Origin of the sequence: Maribacter sp. 4G9 (genome assembly GCF_002742265.1) — a bacterium.
Lineage (GTDB): Bacteria > Bacteroidota > Bacteroidia > Flavobacteriales > Flavobacteriaceae > Maribacter.
The window spans coordinates 111,357-130,437 of record NZ_MDGL01000179.1; the positions used below are offsets into that span (position 1 = coordinate 111,357).

The 19,081-nt window shown below is 40.3% G+C and carries 18 protein-coding genes and 1 pseudogene; 13 read left to right on the forward strand and 6 right to left on the reverse strand.

All coding sequences use genetic code 11. The features are described 5' to 3' along the window. Window positions 1-21: 21 nt before the first annotated feature. The 6 genes from BFP75_RS18950 to BFP75_RS18975 form a co-directional block, all read right to left on the reverse strand. Window positions 22-1,221 carry a glutamate-5-semialdehyde dehydrogenase gene (locus BFP75_RS18950; RefSeq protein ID WP_099546895.1) on the reverse strand — a complete coding sequence of 400 codons (1,200 nt, stop codon included), beginning with the start codon at window positions 1,219-1,221 and terminating at the stop codon, window positions 22-24. After that, the gene (proB, locus tag BFP75_RS18955; RefSeq protein WP_099546896.1) at window positions 1,218-2,006 is read right to left on the reverse strand and encodes a glutamate 5-kinase; all 789 of its coding nucleotides are present in this window, start codon (window positions 2,004-2,006) and stop codon (window positions 1,218-1,220) included. The genes BFP75_RS18950 and proB overlap by 4 nt, the downstream gene beginning before the upstream one ends. Beyond that, on the reverse strand, window positions 1,999-2,814 hold the full coding sequence (gene proC, locus BFP75_RS18960; RefSeq protein ID WP_099546897.1) for a pyrroline-5-carboxylate reductase: 816 nt from the start codon (window positions 2,812-2,814) through the stop codon (window positions 1,999-2,001). The genes proB and proC overlap by 8 nt, the downstream gene beginning before the upstream one ends. A 45-nt stretch (window positions 2,815-2,859) precedes the next feature. Next, window positions 2,860-3,051 carry a hypothetical protein gene (locus BFP75_RS18965; protein ID WP_099546898.1) on the reverse strand — a complete coding sequence of 64 codons (192 nt, stop codon included), beginning with the start codon at window positions 3,049-3,051 and terminating at the stop codon, window positions 2,860-2,862. A 178-nt stretch (window positions 3,052-3,229) separates the two neighbouring features. Continuing rightward, window positions 3,230-3,427 (reverse strand): 30S ribosomal protein S21, encoded by a 198-nt coding sequence (gene rpsU / locus BFP75_RS18970; protein ID WP_099546899.1) that lies wholly within the window; start codon window positions 3,425-3,427, stop codon window positions 3,230-3,232. Between the two features lie 15 nt (window positions 3,428-3,442). Beyond that, window positions 3,443-4,303 (reverse strand): RNA polymerase sigma factor RpoD/SigA, encoded by an 861-nt coding sequence (locus BFP75_RS18975; RefSeq protein ID WP_099546921.1) that lies wholly within the window; start codon window positions 4,301-4,303, stop codon window positions 3,443-3,445. Between the two features lie 444 nt (window positions 4,304-4,747). On the opposite strand from BFP75_RS18975, the gene BFP75_RS18980 reads away from it, so the two are divergent. The 13 genes and pseudogenes from BFP75_RS18980 to BFP75_RS19035 all read left to right on the forward strand — a co-directional run. After that, window positions 4,748-5,251: an RNA polymerase sigma factor gene (locus BFP75_RS18980; protein WP_099546900.1), complete on the forward strand. Its 504-nt coding sequence runs from the start codon at window positions 4,748-4,750 to the stop codon at window positions 5,249-5,251. 112 nt (window positions 5,252-5,363) lie between these two features. Continuing rightward, window positions 5,364-6,560: a FecR family protein gene (locus BFP75_RS18985; RefSeq protein WP_165776640.1), complete on the forward strand. Its 1,197-nt coding sequence runs from the start codon at window positions 5,364-5,366 to the stop codon at window positions 6,558-6,560. A 74-nt stretch (window positions 6,561-6,634) separates the two neighbouring features. Continuing rightward, the gene (locus BFP75_RS22185; RefSeq protein ID WP_206073576.1) at window positions 6,635-8,575 is read left to right on the forward strand and encodes a SusC/RagA family TonB-linked outer membrane protein; all 1,941 of its coding nucleotides are present in this window, start codon (window positions 6,635-6,637) and stop codon (window positions 8,573-8,575) included. 33 nt (window positions 8,576-8,608) lie between these two features. Beyond that, window positions 8,609-10,147 carry a TonB-dependent receptor domain-containing protein gene (locus BFP75_RS22190; protein ID WP_206073577.1) on the forward strand — a complete coding sequence of 513 codons (1,539 nt, stop codon included), beginning with the start codon at window positions 8,609-8,611 and terminating at the stop codon, window positions 10,145-10,147. Between the two features lie 12 nt (window positions 10,148-10,159). After that, window positions 10,160-11,695 carry a SusD/RagB family nutrient-binding outer membrane lipoprotein gene (locus BFP75_RS18995; RefSeq protein WP_099546902.1) on the forward strand — a complete coding sequence of 512 codons (1,536 nt, stop codon included), beginning with the start codon at window positions 10,160-10,162 and terminating at the stop codon, window positions 11,693-11,695. Window positions 11,696-11,724: 29 nt separating this feature from the next. Beyond that, entirely contained in the window at window positions 11,725-13,224 is a 1,500-nt protein-coding gene (locus tag BFP75_RS19000; protein ID WP_099546903.1) for a mandelate racemase/muconate lactonizing enzyme family protein, read from the forward strand. Window positions 13,225-13,407: 183 nt separating this feature from the next. Continuing rightward, complete coding sequence (locus tag BFP75_RS19005) at window positions 13,408-14,346, forward strand: RraA family protein (RefSeq protein ID WP_099546904.1); 939 nt, start codon at window positions 13,408-13,410, stop codon at window positions 14,344-14,346. An 18-nt stretch (window positions 14,347-14,364) separates the two neighbouring features. Continuing rightward, a complete protein-coding gene (locus BFP75_RS19010; RefSeq protein ID WP_099546905.1) occupies window positions 14,365-14,832 on the forward strand; it encodes a nuclear transport factor 2 family protein in 468 nt (155 codons plus the stop codon). A gap of 47 nt (window positions 14,833-14,879) precedes the next feature. After that, a complete protein-coding gene (locus tag BFP75_RS19015; protein ID WP_240531837.1) occupies window positions 14,880-15,950 on the forward strand; it encodes a bile acid:sodium symporter family protein in 1,071 nt (356 codons plus the stop codon). Between the two features lie 38 nt (window positions 15,951-15,988). Next, a complete protein-coding gene (locus tag BFP75_RS19020; protein WP_099546906.1) occupies window positions 15,989-17,269 on the forward strand; it encodes a mandelate racemase/muconate lactonizing enzyme family protein in 1,281 nt (426 codons plus the stop codon). Between the two features lie 27 nt (window positions 17,270-17,296). After that, entirely contained in the window at window positions 17,297-18,232 is a 936-nt protein-coding gene (locus BFP75_RS19025) for an RraA family protein (RefSeq protein WP_240531838.1), read from the forward strand. Window positions 18,233-18,316: 84 nt separating this feature from the next. Next, window positions 18,317-18,883 (forward strand): hypothetical protein, encoded by a 567-nt coding sequence (locus BFP75_RS19030; protein WP_206073578.1) that lies wholly within the window; start codon window positions 18,317-18,319, stop codon window positions 18,881-18,883. A 76-nt stretch (window positions 18,884-18,959) separates the two neighbouring features. Beyond that, a pseudogene (locus BFP75_RS19035) lies at window positions 18,960-19,081 on the forward strand (IS1595 family transposase); the annotation flags it as partial.

The following is a 19,081-nucleotide window of genomic DNA, read 5'->3' on the forward strand; positions in this document are numbered from 1 at the left end:
ATTTGAGCTTGATTCTTTTTCTTATTCCCTTATTTGACCGTCGCCAAAGACATAATATTTGTTGGTGACCAATTGTTCCAATCCCAAAGGTCCCCTATGGTGCAATTTGTCCGTGCTAATGGCCAGCTCAGCACCTACGCCCATTTGACCCCCGTCCGTAAATCTTGTAGAGGCATTCTGGTAGACTGCCGCACAATCCACCTGTTCCATGAACTGTCTGGCAGAGCCTTTGTCGTTCGTCATAATAGTGGCGGAGTGTCCCCCGGAATTTTCATTGATTTTTTCAACAGCTTCGGTCAAGGAATCAACGGCTCCCAGACAACATTTCATAGCTAAAAATTCCTCTTTCCAAATAGCTTGATCGGTAATAGGTTTGGCAGTAGTCAATGTCTTTTTAACGGTCTCATCTACCAAGGTATCGACTTCCTTTGAGCTAAGTAGATTATATAACTCGGTTAGCTTTTGATCGTAGTTGTTGATTTTCTGGTTAATGAGAATTTTATCCAAAGCATTGCATGCGGAAATTTTATCGGTCTTGGCATTCATGATAACATTGATACTTTTTTCCCAATCCGCATTTTCATCTACATACAGGAAATTGTTACCTCTACCGCTTACAAGTACTGCGCAATTGGCATGTTCCTTTACGAAATTGATCAACCTTTCCCCGCCTCGTGGAACGATGAGGTCTAATTTTTCCGTGGGATTTCTCAAGAAATCCTGAGTTTCCTGTCGGTTCATGGTCAACAATTGGATGTATTCCTTAGGAAGTCCATTTTCCTCTAAGGCTTGATGCCAAAGCTCGGTAAGTATAGTATTGCTATGAAGGGCTTCCTTACCACCCTTCAAGAGTATTTTATTACTGGCTTTAAAGGCCAAAACCGCTGCTTCAATGGTCACATCCGGTCGCGATTCATAAATGATCATAATGGTGCCGAAAGGGGCCGTTTTATTGGTTATTTCCAAACCATTATCCAGAATTCGAGATGAAATGGGTTGGTTTACCGGGTCCTCCTGGCTCTGAACCTCTCGTATGGATTGTATCATACCATCGATTTTGGTATCGGTTACAATAAGACGGTCATACATAGCCTGGTCCTCTTTTTGGAAGAGGTCCAAGTCCTTTTTATTTGCTTTGATGATACTTTCCCTGTTTTTGTCCAACAGGTCTATCATGCTTGTTAATACGTTGTTTTTTATCTCTGTAGTCAATATTTTCATTTTATCAATTCTTCTTCCAAGGTTACTCTTGTCCCTACATTTTTACCGTCAATGATGTCGATGATGGTATTTTTCTTTTTACCGTTGGCAATATAGGTAGGTATGCCCTTCGCTGCCGCCTGCTGGGCATAATCCAGTTTAGATCCCATACCTCCTCGGCCTTCCTCCTCTTTTTTATTATTGTCCTTGATATACTTGTCCAGATTTTCCTCTGGTTTTACATGTTGCACCAAGTCACTGTTCTTTTCATTGGGATCACCTGTGTACAGTCCATCGATATCGGTTAGGATAATGAGCTTGTCCGCATTTAATAGTTGGGCAATCAAACTTGCCAATTCATCATTATCGGAAAACATACTCATAGTTACGGATACAGCGTCATCTTCATTGGCAATGGGAATAACACCTTCAGACAATAGTCCTTCACAACAGTTGACCATATTTTGTCTATGTACGCCAGGACTGAAATCTCTTTTGGTGGGAAGAACCTGGGCACATTTCATTCCGTAATCATGGAAAATATTGTAATAAAGGCGCATCATTCTGGGTTGTCCAATGGCAGAATATACTTGGCGTCTTTGGGTCCTATCCTCGATGTTGGATTTTCCCAAAACTTCCTTTCCGGCGATGACGGATCCGGAAGAAACCAGTACCGTAATAATATCCCTCTCGTATAATTTTGCGATTTGCTCTACTAAGTTTCGTAATACAGGTCTAACAATTCTATTGTCTTTGTTGGTCATTACGTTGGTGCCAACTTTCACGACTATTTTTTCTTTATACATACGATTTCTCTTTTCCAAGTTCAATGGCACGTTCAAATGCTGCAAAGGCGGCTTCCTTGATCAATTCACCTACCTTATTATTGTCCATACTATCCAAAGCGGCACGGGTGGTACCTCCTTTACTGGCCACCTTGTCCATCCAAGAATTTGGTGAAAGGTCGTTTTGATTGAAAAGTTCAATGGCACCCGTAAAGGTTTGGCTTACCAAAACCTTGGAGACATTTTTCGAGAACCCCATTTTCAAGGCTGCTTCCATCATGCTTTGCATGAAGTAAAATACATAGGCCGGGCCACTCCCGGATATCCCAGTGGAGGCATCGATAAAGTTTTCATCGCTTACCAAAATAGATCTACCAGTGGTATCCAATAAACTTTCAATGGTTAAAAGCTCTATTCTGGATACTTCTTCCGAGGCTACGAAAGAAGTTAACCCCTTTCCTATTTGGGCAGGGAGGTTGGGCATGGCCCGTACCACTTTATTAAGACCGGTTAGGTTCTTAATCGTTTTAATGGTTACGCCGGCCATAATGGAAATAACAATTTGCCCTTTGTTGACCAACGGTTCCATTTTCATCATGAGACCCTCAGCATGATACGGCTTAACGGCAATGAAAATAATATCCGCCTGTGGGACACAATCTGCCAATTCCTTAAAAGTGTCGAACTTGGCCTCTTTCTTAAGCGCTTCTAATTTTTCTTCGGAGGTATCCAATACCATGATATTTCTTCTTTTCAATAGTTTGGATTTGGACATTCCTTCCGCATAGGTAAGTCCCATGTTTCCCGCTCCGATGACTAAAATCTTCATAAAATAGTATGTTGTTTATTAAAAATTTAAAATTGCATTACTAGCTTAAACAAATAGCATTTTTTCTGCCCTGTTATTTTTTTTAGTAAAATAGGTATGCGTGTATTTGTGTATGGTTTTGAACGGCATTCCTAAAAAATATTTTTTAATGTAGGTTACCTTCGAGTTCAAATGCCCTAGACTCGTTCGGTATACTTCTTTTACATTACTTTCTCTTTTTACATAAATAATTTTCATTCTTTGGTATTTGTGGGGGTTAACATAAGATTCTCCATGATCATAACAAATTAGCCATGTTAAGCTTATGTTATATTGATTATCAAGTAGTTAATCTTCAAAGATTAACCAAAATTATCGTCAATTTGTTAGTTTATGAGCTAAAGGGAGGGCGATATGATAATTACCCTATTTGCTCTTATTGATCTTCATTCTCTAAAATATATTGTTGCCGATATTCCGCTTTTTGAAGAGCCTCTCTCCTTTCGGTGGATTGTTTTTTGTAGTGTTTCTTATCTTTTATTTGGTCCAACACCTTTGTTTTTCTGTATTTTCTTTTGTATCGTTTTAAGGCTCTCTCAATGGATTCTCCTTCTTTTACTTCTATTTTTAACATGTTTCTTTTTTTGGATTATAAATAACTTCTCAATACTTTATTTCTGGACTTTTTTCTTAATGCACGCAGTCCTTTTTCGCGTACTTGTCTCACTCGCTCCCGGGTAATATCAAATAAATCGCCAATTTCCGAGAGGCTCATTGGAGGTTCCTTGCCTATACCATAAAACAGGCGGATCACATCACGTTGTCTTTCCGGTATTGTTTCTAAGGCTTGATATATGTCGGTTTGCAGCGATTCTTCCATCATTTTTTCATCCGGTTTGTCTGCGTCCTTTGAGGCAAGTACGTTATATAGGTTGGATGATTCTTCCTCCTTAAAGGGAGCATCCAATGAAAGTGACCTCCCGGAATTCTTGATAGAACTTTCTACCTTTTTTACGCTCATATCCAATTCAGATGCTATTTCCGACGGATTCGGTGGACGTTCCAATTGCTGCTCCAATGAAGAATACACCTTGTAGATTTTTGTATTCGTCGCAATTTTATTTTGTGGTAACCGGATAGATTTTCCATTCTTGGACAGCACCTGTAAAATGGATTGACGTATCCACCAGACGGCATAGGAAATAAATTTAAATCCTCGGGTTTCGTCAAATCGCTTTGCTGCCTTGACCAGTCCCAAATTTCCTTCGTTGATTAAGTCTGTTAAACTTAATCCCCTATTTTGGTATTGTTTGGCGGCAGAGACAACAAATCGTAGGTTGGCGTTTACCAATTTTTCCAAAGCTTTTTGATCCCCCACTTTTATTCTTTGGGCCAGTTCCACCTCCTCTTCAGCCGTAATCAGTTCGATTTTGCTTATCTCTTGAAAGTACTTTTCAAGAGACTTGGTGTCACGGTTCGTAATTTGCTTTGTAATTTTAAGTTGACGCATAAAAGTGTTTTGGGTTATGACCAATTATAACCTACACCTTTTATCTAAAAATCCAAATTAAAGACCCAAAACCTTCGGTTTTTAATGAAATCAGTCAATATTTTGCTGGAAATCATTCAATATTGGCACGTAATGACTGATTATACTCGAATCTAATAGATACATAACTGGGAACTACAGGGGGGTATTTAAATTCTAAGTGTTTTTGGGTAATAGTACAACCGTTTTATCCAATAAATTTTTCTATCCTGTATTTTAAATGATATTTATTAAAAAACTTCATTGTGGCAGTTTAAATGTTAAAATATTCAAGAAGAGATATTTTTATTGCATAAATAATTACAATTTGATACATTGCCACTATAACGTGTAAAAAATACAATTATATAATGTAAAGATTACCAAGCTTAAAACCCTCACCCTGAGATTCTAATAACCTATTCAATGGAAACGCCGTGCCAAAAAATTCTGGAGAAAATGTTTTTGGAACATTACCATGAATGGTGTTTAAAGTCCTTTAGTTATGTGGAAAATATGGATGATGCCCAGGACGTTGTTCAGAACATTTTTGTAAAACTCCTTCAAAAGGGAAATGTAACCTATATAGGGGATGTGAATAAATACCTAAACGTAGCCATTAAGAATGAAAGCTTAAAAAAGATTAAAAGGAATAAAAGAACTTTTGAACTTTATAATCAGTTGACGGAGGTACCTTCCTGTGAAAATGAGTTTATCAAAAGTGAAATTTCTGAAAATATGTTGAGGGAACTGGAAGCTTTGCCAGACCAAAATAAGCGGGTATTTACCTTGTGTGTTTTGGAAGGTGTGAAGTATGAAAGTGCAGCCGAAATTATGGGAATAACGGTGAACACGGTAAAATATCATCTAAAAAAATCCTTTAAAACATTGCGTTTAAATTTAAAGGATGTGTATTTATGGTTCCTTTAAAGTGAGTAATCGATAAAAAATTACATATTTTTTTATCAAATCCACTACCCGATTTTAATTCTACTGGGTCTTATTAGTAGACAATGTTGTTTTGTCTATTAAAATAATAGGATTGATAGCAGAGATTATAGTTAAAAAAATAAAAGGTCGGTTAAACCCGGAAGAAGAACTTCATTTTCAGAATTGGCTTTCCGAGAGTGATGAAAATTATTTGACCTTCCAAAGACTTCAGAAGTTGTACGAGCTCAATGTGCCCATACCCAATATTGAGCAATTGGATGCACAAAAAGCGTGGCAACTACTTATTCAAGCACAAACTAGGCAACGAAAGGGTACTATTAAATTTTCAAGCAGGAATCTTTTAAGATATGCTGCCATTTTCATTGGAATATTCGGTTGCTTTTTGGCCTATAGATCTTTTGAAAGCAAGCCTGTTATAGATGGGTCAATAGACCCTAATGCAATTACACTGGATTTAGGAAACGGAAAAATCCAGGTGCTTACAAAAGAGGGTACTTTAAATATAGTAAACGGTGAAGGAGAAGTTTTAGGGAAGAAAGTAGATGGTTTGGTAGACTACTCAAAATCGCAAGCCAATGATGAGAATGAGAATTGGCAACAATATAATACCTTGCGCATACCCCATGGCAAGACCTTCAAAGTGGTCCTTTCGGACGGTACGATAGTACACTTAAATGCTGGCTCTTCCTTAAAATATCCCGTAAAATTTCACAAAGAAAAAAATAGGGAAGTCGTTCTAATAGGCGAGGGTTTTTTTGAGGTCACCAAGAACGAAAGCAGTCCATTTATAGTTACTTCTGGAGGTGTAGATGTAAGGGTACTGGGAACCAAATTCAATGTTACCTCTTATCCAGAGGATGATCGCCAAAACACGGTTTTGGTTGAAGGTTCCGTTCGACTTTACCAAACAGGCTCCGCATATAATGAGGAAAATTCTACCCTGCTTTCGCCAGGCTATAAGGCGGAATGGAATCCAGATGTAAAAGAAATGCGATTGCAACAGGTGTCCACTGAATTGTATACAGGTTGGATAAACGGTAAACTGATGATGAAGGAAATGGTCTTTGCAAATATCGTAAAAAGACTTGAACGTCATTACAATGTCACTATTACCAGTGATTACCAAGAATTGAACACCAGGGTTTTTACCGCCACATTCGAGAAGGAATCCATTGAGGAAGTTTTGGAAACCTTCAAACTGGAAACACCCTTTGATTATGAAATCGAAGGAAATCACATTCTTATAAAAAAACAACCTAAAACCGATAAGCCTATGGGTAAAGTTTGAAAAATTCAATCAACAGAACCTACTCAATTCTGCATGACAGAACAACTGAATCAATTAATAATCAACAATATGATATGAAAACTAACGAACTTTTTGGGTCATTTCGATCCAGTAGCATGAAGATTGGTTTAAGAACCAAATTATGTACGCTTTTTTTTATTACCGCATTTATATCTGGTCAGGCCAGCACCTTATCCCAAAAAACCAAGATGACCATCAATTTGGAAAATGTACCTACTTACAGGGTAATGGAAGAAATTGAGGCAACTACCGAATACAAGTTTCTCTATGATGTCAATAAAGTGGACACTTCGAGAATGGTCACCATTAAAGTAAGGGATATGGCACTCGACAACACACTTGAAGTGCTTTTCAAAAATGCCAATATTGACTTTATATTTAGTGGCAATCAAATAGTATTAAAGCCAAAACCGATACAAATCGATACGCTCAAGGTCAATGCTGAAAAGTCCAAATTTGATCTAACCTCTGTTCAAGAAAGTGTATCCGGAAGTGTAAAAGATAGTAACGGTCAACCTATCCCAGGGGTTTCAGTAGTGGAAAAGGGAACTTCAAATGGAGTTGCAACCGATTTTGATGGAAATTATAGTTTAACTCTGACGCAGCCCGATGCCGTTCTGGTTTTTAGTTCACTGGGATTTTCTAAAAAGGAATTACCAGTTGGACAATCCAATATATTGAACGTTACATTGGAGGAAGATGCTGAAAATTTGGATGAGGTGGTGGTAACTGCACTTGGAATTAAACAAGAAACAAAAAAATTAGGTTATGCGATCGCCCAGGTTGATGCGGACGAGGTTAATGTGAATCGTACTTCTAACTTTATGAACACGCTGCAAGGTAAGGTGGCCGGGGTAAATGTTTCATCACTTAGTACGGGTCCAGGTGGTTCCTCAAAGGTGAGAATAAGAGGCCAGTCCTCCATATCCGGTACTAACAATCCATTGATTGTCGTGAACGGCGTGCCTATAGATAATACAAGTTTTGGCACCAGCCCTGGAAGTACAAGTTCTGAAGTTGGGACTAACAGTGGAGGTGTATTTTCTGATGGAGGTGATGGTTTTTCAAGTATTAACCCAGACGATATAGAGAGTATGACCATTTTAAAAGGTGCTACTGGCGCTGCCCTATATGGCTCGAGGGCTAAAGATGGCGTCATAATGATTACCACAAAATCCAGGGGAATTCGTCAAGGTATCGGCGTAACCTATAATTTAAACATGACAAACCATACGGCCTTGGATTTTACAGATTATCAATACGAGTACGGCCAAGGAGAGAATGGGATACGTCCTACCTCAGCCAATCCTACCTCCGGCCAATGGTCCTTTGGAGAGCGGTTTCAACCTGGTTTGACTCAAGTATTATTTGATGGTGTTGAGGTTCCCTACGTGCCTGTCTACGACAGAATCGATAAATTTTATAGGGCCGGTACTGATATTACCCATTCTGTTTCCATTTCTGGAGGAGCTGAAAACGGAGGTTTTAACCTTTCTTTATCCAATCTGGGAAGTGAAGGTATAACTCCCAATAATGAATTCAATAGAAAAACCGTCAATTTTGGTGCTAACTACGATTTATCCGAGAGAGCGAGTATTGAGGCCCATGTAAATTATTCTTATGAGAAAAATGTAAATCCGCCAAATGTTGGGCAACAGGATAATACCATTCCCGTATCTCTTTTTAATCTTGCTAACTCCATGCCTTTGGATTTATTGGAAGAAAAAAAGTTTAACGATGAAGGAAACGAATTTGTATATAGCAGGTTTAGAAATAGGACAAATCCATATTTTACACTTTCTGAACAATTCAACGAAATAAGAAGGGATAGAATTTTTGGGAATGTTGCTGCCAGATATGAAATTCTTTCGTGGTTAACAGGTCAGATTAGGGTTGGACAGGATTACTGGTCAAGATCACAGGAGTTCAATGGCTTCCCAACGGGGCAGGCATCACGTCAGGCTGCTCCAGAACCCTTTTTTAATGGAACTTAAACGCAAACGGCAAGAAGATATAGGGAAACAAATGTGGATTTCTTGTTCTCTGGAGATTTGGACATCACAGAGGATTTAGGTCTGGGATTCACTGTAGGAGGAAACCAATTAAGAAGAAGACAGGAGTTAAATCGTGTAGATGTAACGGATTTTGTAATCAGGGATTTGTACACTGTACAGAACGGAAGGGTAAAGAACCCTATTTATTTCCTATCGGAACGAGGAATCAACTCTTTATACGGAGCTGTTGATTTATCTTATAAGGACACCTACTTCTTAAGTGCCACAGCGAGAAACGATTGGTTTTCTACCTTATCCGAAGAAAATAGAAGTATACTATACCCTTCTGTCTCCGGTAGCTTTGTCTTTTCAAATTTATTGGAGGAATCAGCCCCATGGTTAACATTTGGAAAGTTAAGGGCGGCATATGCTGAAGTAGGCAGCGACACGGACGTACCTCCATACTCAGATGTTCTATTCTACAACATAAATGCTAATTTCTTTCCCGGCCCGGATGGTTCTCCTAATCCTGTTGCAGGTGCAAATACATCCGTATTGCCTAATCCAAATCTTCGCCCCATGAGAGTTAAGGAATCTGAAATAGGTTTGGATATAAGGATGTTCGATAATAGAGTAGGGATTGATCTTGCGGTATACAGAAAGACTACCCTTGATCAGATAATTCCTGCTCAGATATCCAATACTTCTGGATTTGTAAGTCAGTTGATAAATAGCGGCGAAAGTAGAAGTGATGGTGTAGAGATGATGTTGAACCTAGTTCCCATTAAGAAAGAGAACTTGCGTTGGGACCTTAATTTGAATGCTTCATACAATAAGACCAAAGTCATTAGTTTGTTAACGGAGGAAGAAGGAGAAAGTATCCTTGTTGGTAACCATATATTTAATGGTTTTCTTTATCAGGTAGTTGGTGAGGAGATAGGCCAGTTGGCTGGTTTTGGTTATAAATTTGATGATCAAGGAAGACAGGTTTTCGCTGATGATGGGAGACCTCTTAGGTCTGATGAAATAAAGTTCTATGGTAGCGCTCTTCCAAATTGGATAGGTGGTATTACAAATAGTTTAAAGTATAAGGATTTCAACTTCTCCTTTCTCATAGATTTTAATCTAGGAGGCAAGATGATATCCGGCACCAATTTTAATGCGGTAAGACATGGGCTTCATAAAATGACACTTCCTGGAAGGGAAACAGGTGTTGTAGGAGTGGGAGTTAATCAAGCAGGTGCACCTAATACAGTGGCCACGGAATCACAAACCTATTGGGAAGTTGTCCGTTCCCAGCAATTGATAGAGCCCATTGTGTACAATTCCGGCTTTTGGAAATTGAGGCAGATTACTTTAGGATATAATTTCCAAAAACTGTTGCCTGAAGATTCTTTTGTAAAAGGTTTGTCTTTAAATTTTGTTGCCAACAATGTTGCAATATTGAAAAAATGGGTTCCAAATATTGACCCGGATTCTTTTGCTTTTAGTTCGGATAATGTGGCTGGTCTAGAATCTACAGGGGTACCCACTACTAGAAGCATGGGATTCAATTTAAACGTAAAATTTTAAATTTAAGACATCATGAAAAATATACATAAATATTGTTTTGCATTGACTTTGGTCCTATTGAACTTGTCATGCGAGGAGAATTTTGAGGAATTAAATACCAATATAGTAGATCCCACAAGTGAAAGTGTCGATCCTGTCTATTTGTTGAACAATGCTATAATTGGTTTGTCATTTCCAAGTGGTACCAATATCTATTATGATGAGGCCATTGTACAGCAAATTGTAACACCCAACTCAGGTTTTGTAGCTGGTGCCAATTATAATCAGGATAACAGGAATAATACCGGGAATTTATGGGACGCTTATTATCCAAATGTTATAAAACACACGGGAGATATCTTATTTCAGCTAAATGATGGGGAATCCAATAGAACCAACCTTGTTCAGATGGCCCGTATTTTGAATGCTTATGCATTTATGGTATTAACGGATGAATATGGTGAAATACCTTATTTTGAAGCAGGCAAAGGTCTTTCTGAGCAAATTGTTCTACCAAGGTATGATCCTCAAGAGGAAATTTATCCGGACCTAATAAATGAACTTGTAGAAGCACGTGATGCCCTTAGCGATGCAGCTCCTGCAGAGAACGGGGAAGCACTTTATGCCGGTGACCTTGGTAAATGGAGGAAATTGGCTAATTCATTATTAGTAAGAATAGGAATGAGGCTGTCGAATGTAAATCCCTCCCTTGCGGCACAAACTGTACAAAATGGTTTTGCAGGTGGGGTGATGGAGTCTAACGAAGATAACTTCGTTGTTAGACACAATAACAATTTTGTCAATCCATACAGTTTTACCTTTAACGCTACCGAAGCGAACAACTTTTATTTGGTGGATACCTTTGTGGACTATTTATTTGATAATAATGACCCAAGATTGGAATCTTTGGCAATCAGGTATGTGGGGGCGTCCTCTGGACCAGAGCAACAATTAGGTATTGCCTCCAAAAATCCAGATGATCAGATTGGGATGCCCATGGGCTATGACAACAGTACCATAGGTACTGTTGTATCTAATCTTGGATTAGCAAGCTTCTATGATTTCACCCAATTAGACCGATTTACATGGGGAGCCCAAAGTGCACCTATGTTCCTTTGTACATATGCTCAAACACAATTATTGCTTGCTGAGGCTGCCATTAATGGTTGGGTAACCGGCGATCCTGCTGAATTTTATTCAAGTGGAATACGGGGGCATTTGGATCAGATAGCAGCATACGGAGCAGATGTTGCCATTGCACAGGAGGATATAGACACTTTCGTTAGTGCAAATCCTTTGGATTTAGGAAATGCCGTTGAAGAAATTAATACTCAATACTGGGTTGCTTCATTTTTGAACGGTCCAGAATTGTTTGCCAACTTTAGGAGGTCTGGTTTTCCCAATTTAACACCAAATCCGTATCCTGCTCAGGATATCACTGGTGACTTTATCAATAGATTAACCTACCCTACGGCAGAAATAGCTGTCAACCAAGGAAATCTACAACAGGCTGTTTCTAGAATGGGACCGGATAATTTGGACACCAAGGTATGGTGGGACGTGGACTAAAATATTTTAAAGAATAAAAATAAGTAGGTATGAAATCAGTGCTAAAGCAAATTATAGAGAGGAACAAACTGGATGAAAAGAAGCTTTTTCGATCTAGAAAAGCTGAACTTGAAAATTCCAGTACTACGGACGAGAGAAGAAACTTCTTAAAAAAAACGGCCTTGGGAGGAATAGCCATGACCGGGATGATGGGCCTAGCTATCGAGGATACCATCGCTCAAACAACCTCTAAGGTAAGCCGAATGTCCGCTCCTTCCGAGCTCAAGATAACCGACATGCGATATGCCTTGACCAATGTTATGGGCGGTACCGCTATTATCAAAATAGAGACCAATCAAGGTATCTATGGGCTTGGAGAGGTTAGGGATGCGGCTGATGTACGCTATGCGCTTTTCCTTAAGAGTAGGATTTTAGGTAAAAACCCTTGTAATGTTGAAAAGATATTTAAGAGTATAAAGCAGTTTGGCGGACCTGCAAGACAGGCAGGTGGGGTCTGTGCTGTTGAAATGGCACTCTGGGATATTTGTGGTAAGGCCTATAACGTTCCCGCTTGGCAATTGCTTGGTGGAAGATATAGGGACAAGGTTAGGTTATATGCAGATACACCCGAAGCATCCTCACCAGAGGAGCAAAAACGATTGATCGATTTTAGGGTGAATGAACAAGGGTATACATGGCTGAAAATGGACGTCTCCATAGGGGAGCTTAAAGGTAAGCCCGGCACCGTTGTGAACGGTAAATTCTGGGAAAATGATAAGGGTGTTTTGGCACAGTGGGGAGATCGTAGAAATATGATGTCCTACGGAAATACCATGCACCCGTTCACACAGATCCAGATTACAGAAAAGGGTTTGGAAGAGCTGCAACAGGTAGTTGAGGATGTACGGAATATGGTGGGCTATGAAATTCCCATTTCCACGGACCATTATGGCCATTTTGATTTGAACAATGGAATCCGTTTGGCCAAGGCCTTGGATAAGTATAGATTGGCCTGGTTTGAGGATATGGTGCCGTGGCAGTACAATGAGCAATGGAGAACCATAACCGATGCTATTGAGACTCCTACCACAACTGGTGAGGATATCTATTTGTTAAAGGACTTTTTGCCGCTGATACATAATAGGGCCGTGGACATAATCCATCCAGATTTGGCATCTTCCGGAGGGCTCTTGGAAACTAAAAGAATTGCGGACTATGCAGAGGAATATGGAATAGCCATGGCCATGCATCAGGCAGGTACGCCCGTTTCGTTCATGGCCAATGTGCATTGTGCCGCCGCTACCCAAAACTTTTTGGCATTGGAGCACCATTCCGTAGATGTTCCTTGGTGGGAAAGTCTCGTAAAGACGGTGGGAGGTTTTAAAATGATCGATAAAGGCTTTGCCACCGTACCGTTGACCGCGCCTGGTTTGGGAATCGAGTTGGATGAAGAAGTGGTCAAGGCCCATTTACATCCTTCGGATAAGACGTTCTTTAAATCTACCGATGAATGGAACGAATTGAGGTCACACGATAGAACGTATAGCTAATAGGGGGAGTAAATGTCGAAAAATAAAGTATAGACGTATACTATGCGCTTTAAAATTTAGAATTTGAGTTAGTTTAAGTTGAGCAGGAGAACGCTTCCTCTTATGGAAGGGTTCTCAGCTTGCTTTCGGCAATATCTAAATTTTATCTATAATTTAATAGGGAAAACTTTAAATACAGAGAAAATGAAAAATTTTAAAATCATAATGGTCCTATGTTGTTTTACATACCATTTCCAAAGCAATGCCCAAGGAGTAACAGGCTCCGTAGAATATATCAAGGAACTGACTTCCCAGTGGAAAGGTGAACGCTTTGACGATGGAAGGCCCAAGGTGTCCGATGCCCTACTAAAGCGCATGAAAAACATTCAGATTGAGGAGGCTTGGGGCTATCTGCGAAGTAAGGGTTACAACAACCAATATGAAGGGGAATGGGAAATGATACATCCTGAGGGTGTAATGACGGGAAGAGTGGTAACTGCTCAATATATGCCGCTACGACCGGATTATCAAAAGCTAGTAAAATTAAAAGGCGCTGAGGAAAACAGGGATACGATAGGTGGTAGTAATTCATGGCCCATCCAACAGTTGGTTCCCGGAGATGTTTATGTTGCCGATGGATATGGCAGAATCATAGATGGTACGCTCATAGGTTCCAATTTGGGAAATGCCATTTATGCCAATTCCCAAAACGGGGTCATCTTTGATGGTGGCGTTAGGGACGTCGCCGGGCTATTGGAAATTGAAGGTTTCAATGGATGGCATAAGGGGGCGGATCCATCCTACCTGCAAGAGGAAATGTTGACGGCCATCAATGTGCCTATACGAATAGGGAGGGCAACAGTTTTGCCGGGCGATGTGGTCTTGGCCAACAGGCATGGAACGGTGTTCATACCTTCCCATTTAGCTTCGGAATTGGTGCTTTCCTCTGAAATTGTTGGGCTCAGAGATTTATTTGGATTTCAAAGATTACGTGAAAAGAAATATACCGCGGGCCAAATCGATACACGTTGGACCGATGAAATCAATGCCGATTTTGAAAATTGGTTAAAATCCTACCCGGATAGTAAATTGCCAATGACCCGTAAAGAACTTAATGATTATCTGGCCTCTAGAAAAAATTAACCATCAAAACCATTTAAAATGAACGATCAGAAATCCATTAAGCTACCTAATATAATAAGAACATCAGCGTTGTTTGCCCTGCTCGGTATTTTTTGTTTTTCGTCTTTGTCGGCACAAAGCGATGCCAAAAAGGTCGCAAAAATAGGGGAAACCGTCACGGCGCTCTACAAGGCAATGGTGGATAAGGATAAAAGCCTATTGGAAGAATTGACATTGGATAAACTAACCTATGGTCATTCTAGCGGTACCATAGAGAATAAGGACCAATATGTTGATGGTGTACTCAACGGGGCATTTCAGTTTACAACCATCACCCCTGTAGATCAAAGTATTTCCATTTCTGGCAACGTAGGTGTTGTGCGCCATATTTTCGAGGCAAAGGGCACCAATAATGGTAAACCGGCAGATGTTCGCATTGGTTGTCTCCTGATTTTTAAAAAAGAAGGACGATGGAAATTATTGGCAAGACAGGCATATAAACTTTAATTAGTACACTCTTGGGAAAAATTACTATTTATTCAATCTCGTTAGGATTGGCAGGCCTATTGTTTCTGGTAATTATCGGCATGATAGTAACTGGGAACATAGACAAAGCTGGCCCTTTTATTTTGGGTTTCTTTGCCTTATTGGCCTTTGGGTTCAATGGTTATAAAAAAATGAAGGGTTTAATTTTTACGACCATGATCTTTGCGGGGGTTACGGCAGCTTTGTATTACCCTTCCTATTTTACGCATCTCGGGGATTTTAAATTTACCGTACTCATAATTCCGCTAATACAGATTATCATGTTCGGTATGGGCACCACCATGAGCATCAAGGATTTTGGGGCTGTTTTTCAATCGCCAAAAGGAGTTATCATAGGAGTATCCGCCCAATTGCTCGTAATGCCTTTAATGGGCTACTTTTTGGCGCAAATAAGCAACTTTCCCCCAGAAATAGCGGCAGGTATTGTTCTTATAGGATGTTCTCCCAGTGGTGTGGCTTCCAATGTCATGGCTTTTCTGGCCAATGCCAATGTTGCCTTATCCATAACCATAACCTCCATCGCAACGTTGTTGGCCCCTTTTATAACGCCGCTAATGATGAAGGTATTTGCTGGAGAGTTTATTGAAATCGACGTGCTTTCCATGATGTGGAGTATCATCAAGATGATTATCATACCCATTGGTGCAGGTCTTCTAGTGAATAAAATTTTAGGAAAAAATGCAAAGTTCATAGGGCGCGCCATGCCTTTGGTCTCTATGTTGGCCATTGGCCTGATAATAAAAATCATAACCGCTGCGGGGAGAGATAGTCTACTGGAAATAGGGGGAATTCTCATGTTCTTGGTCTTGGTACACAATGTTTTTGGATACTTATTGGGGTATTGGTATGCCAAATTATTTAAGATGTCCGAAGAGGATGCAAGAACCATTGCCATTGAAGTAGGTATGCAAAACGGCGGTTTGGCCTCTGGTATCGCGAATAGTTTGGGGAAAATAGCGACCATGGGACTGGCTCCTGCTGTTTTTGGACCGTTGATGAACATTACAGGTTCTATACTAGCTTCATATTGGCATGGGAAACCCACGGTAAAGGAGCTTAAAGCCGTTGAAATCAAATAAATAAAATTAAATCGTATTGACAATAATCAAAAGAACCAATGAAAAATTCTAGAAGATCTTTTATATCAAAATCCCTAATGGCAGGTGCAGGTTTGGGAATGGTTTCAAGTACCTATGGGAACGAGTATGTAACGGCAATTGACAAACAACCCAAACTTTCTGCACCCTCGGATTTGAAGATTACGGATGTGAAATGTGGTTTCATTCGCCGTGGTAGTGGACTGTTCGTAAAAATACACACCAATCAGGGAATTTATGGATGTGGAGAAGGAGTTGATGCTGTACCTGGAACCTATCACCTGGTCAAAAGAATGGGATATTTTTTGAGAGACCAAAGCCCGTTCAATGTGCATAAAATATTTGAAGATATACGTCGTGCAGGTCATTTTGGAGGTGCGCAGTCTGGTACCTATGTAGCCGTGCTTTCCGCCATAGAGACTGCTTTATGGGATTTGACGGGCAAAGCTTTGGACTTGCCTGTTTATAAATTACTAGGTGGAAAATTCAGGGATAAAGTTCGTGTATATTGTGACACTGCCCTGTATCGCGTTCGGTTCCCTTCACCGGACGATTTTGCGACTGCGGCCAAGGACGCTATCAGCAACTGGGGTTTCAATGCCTTGAAATTCGATTTGGATTACGCAAGTGATCCTGATAAATATGACCGCTATAATTGGACGGCAAGTCCTGGGGAAATAATACGAATGTACGACCAGCTTGCCGCCGTACGGGAAGCGGTGGGACCAAAAATAGATTTGTGTGTTGATATGCATGGGCGATATGACCATGTGACCGCCCAGACCATTGCCAAAAAAGTGGAGGACCTAAACTTGACATGGTTGGAAGAGCCCATCCCCGCTGAAAATTTTGATGCCTTTAAAACCCTTACCGAAGAAACCAGTACTCCGATTTCTGCTGGTGAAAACGTATATCTAGGCCACGGATTCAAGCAATTGTTGGATAATGGTGTGGATATCATCATGCCCGACCTACAAAAATGTGGGGGACTTGGAGAAGGACAAAGAATCGCCAATCTTGCCAATCTCTATTATGTGCCATTTTCACCTCATATGGTCGCGTCTTTCTTAGGTGCCATGGCGTGCGCGCATGTTTGCGCCACAGTGCCCAATTTCCATTTGATGGAATGGCAATCCTACTTCCACACAGATCCCATGTTCAAGGAAATCGTTACGTATGATGAGGGAGACTGGGTAAAAGATAGTTTTGTGACAGTTTCAGAAAAACCAGGTATTGGAGTAGATATCAATGAAGATGCCATGCGAAAATATGCTCCTGAAGGAATACCATTTTTTGAATAATTAATAACACATTAAATAGAGACTGTCATGTTACGAAAAAAGTATATGCTCATTGTGGTTCTTGTCGGTTTGGCAACCCAAATGATGGGGCAACAGATCAGTAAGGAAGAACTCATTTTTTTAACTCCCCAATGGACGGGAGAACGTTTTGAGGACGGAAGGCCCAAAGTGTCCGATGCACTTTTGGAAAGAATCAAATCCGTTAGTGTGGAAGAGGCTTGGGCCGTGATGAAGAACGAAGGCTATAGGTATCAAATTGCGGAGGACTGGAAAATGATCAATCCTGATAGTGTACTGTTAGGACGAGCTGTTACGGCAACCTTCATGCCCGGTCGTCCCGATGTATGGAAGGCTATTGATGACCGGGGAAAGGCACAGGGAAAACGTGGTCAAAACACCTGGCCCGTGGATATTTTGGTAAAGGGCGATGTGTACGTTGCAGATCAATTTGGGGCGGATAAGGACGGACCTACTATTGGGGATAACGTAGGCAATGCAATTTATGCAAAGACCGGAAATGGAATTGTTTATGATGGAGCTTTAAGGGATGTTGAGGGACTCATGGAAATTGGAGGTTTTACTTCCTATTACACCAGTTATGACGCTTCCCACCATAATCCACCGGGTGATTTGAACACGATGCTTATCGGAATAAATCAACCTACTAGAATACGTACCGTAACCGTAATGCCCGGTGATGTAGTATTGGGAAAAATGGGTGTGGTAACTTTCATACCACCGCATTTGGCCGAGAAGGTGGCGACCACCTCCGAAGTTGTTCGTTTGCGGGATATGTTCGGTCACCTTCGTATAAAGGAGGGCGTTTATACGGCGGGCCAAATCGATACCCGTTGGGCCGATGAAATTGAAAAGGATTTCAGCAAATGGCTCAATGAACATATTGATGAACTACCCGTTTCCAAGGAGCAGATCCAAGAAATATTGAAGAAAAGAACTTGGTAAGTTCGTGAACAATCTAATAAGATCAAGTTGCCATGGCGGTATATCCAATTTCCACCATAGTATGCTTTACTTGCAATATAGACCATGTCAACTAAACAATTATTGAATAAATTATCTGTACTAATTCTCGTACCATCCTTTTTAAGCGTCATGGTAGGATGTCAAACGAAGACAGAGAAAACAACCCGGCACACTACCTGGTCCCATTTTGGTGGAAGCCCTGACCAATCCAAATACTTTGAGTCACCAAGCATTACCAAAGCCAATGTGGGTGAATTGGAACTGCTGTGGAGTTATCCATCTGGGGATGACCGAATTTATTTTTTTAGCCCTATAATCGTGGACAGTACCATGTATGTACTGGGAAAAAATAGCTCCCTAATCGCTATTCATGCCAAAACAGGTGAAGAACTTTGGCCACATACAGATTTACCCGGTATTACCCGTAGGGGCATTAATTATTGGGAAAGCGAGGATAGAAGTAAAAAAGGTTTGCCGTTTCTTGCATGCACCTTAATCGGTTGTTTACTTTTAAAATGGAAAATAAATGAGGCTATAAATATCTTAATAGAAGTTTTTGGAAGGAAGCCAGTCGGGATACCTAAAAGTCCTTTAGCTGGCACCTGGCTTATTTGGAATAGCATAGTTTAGATTATAAAAAAAATTCTGATTGTCCGTAAGCACTCATAATTTAAATATCCTTGTTATTTTTGTAAAAAGGGGAATTATGAACCTATTCGATTTTACGGCACATTTTGGGAGCGAAGAGGCCTGTAGGCAGCATTTCAAGGAAGAGCGGGACAAGATCGGGGTGGAATGTAAATGCGGTGGCAAGGAACATTTTTGGAT